The organism is Streptomyces sp. NRRL WC-3549, assembly GCF_000721935.1.
Taxonomy (GTDB): Bacteria; Actinomycetota; Actinomycetes; order Streptomycetales; family Streptomycetaceae; genus Streptomyces.
Genome location: NZ_KL585398.1, coordinates 65,095 through 66,049 on the forward strand (window position 1 = coordinate 65,095; position 955 = coordinate 66,049).

Genomic DNA, 955 nt, shown 5'->3' on the forward strand with positions numbered 1-955 from the left:
AGACCGCGTCGGTGTACTTGATCGGCGTCCAGACGTCGGGACCGATCGTCTCGATGGCCGCGCGGATGGTCTTGGTGACCGCGACGGCCAGGGAGAAGCGGGCGCCGGCCTTGCGGCAGGCGTCCACGACCTTGTGGGAGAAGTAAGCGGAGTCGGCGCGGACGACGATCTGCGCGGTGATGCCCATGGCCCGCACGGTGGTCAGGGCCTCGCGCAGTAGCGAGGCGGCGCCCTTGCCGGAGCCCGCCGAGCCCTTGCGGAGTCTTGTCGCGACGATGACCGGTGCGCAGGTGGCGGTCTTGACGGTGACGATCTGGAAGTGCAGGCCGCGGACCTTGGTGAAGCCGAAGGAGGCACCCTGCTTGGCGGGGCCGTAGACCTGCTTGACCTTGGAGTCGATGTCGACGAAAACCACCTCGTCGCCTTTGGGGACGAACCCGGTGTGGGCTGCCAGATTGCAGGTGAACGCACGGGCAACCGCTTCGAGTTGGCGGACGTGTCCCCAGGTGAAGGCCCTCAGGAAGGTACCCAGTGTGGACGGCGCCCGCACCCCGCCGAACAGCTTCCCCAGCCCGCCGTGGCGCAGAATGTCCAGGTCGTCGATGGAGTCGGCGCCGGCGACCATGCCGCCCACAATGCTCATCGTCTTCGCGTCAGCCGCCGTGCCGGCGCCATTCTTCGCGCCGGTCAGCTTGACCTTCTCGGCGACCAGGGCGGGCAGGTCGCACCGCTCGGCCAACTGGATCACCGGGACCAGCCCGGCGTGCGCGATCAGATTCGATTCGTCGAACGCGGCAAACATCCGCGCCGGGCCGTGGGAAGATTTCACTCGAAAGGTGCCTTGCCGGTTGGTGCTGATGGAAGCGTAGAGAACTCCCATCGTCCCAGGTCAGCAGGCACCTCTTCTGGCTTCTCCGCCCACAGCCCGGCCATCACGCGGTGGATCGAGGCTCAG

General features: G+C 67.2%; 1 protein-coding gene. It reads right to left on the bottom strand.

The genetic code is table 11. The features are described from left to right. The coding region (locus IH13_RS0114595; RefSeq protein ID WP_110085005.1) for an IS1380 family transposase at positions 1 to 880 on the bottom strand (880 nt) is incomplete at its 3' end. Between the last annotated feature and the right edge of the window lie 75 nt (positions 881 to 955).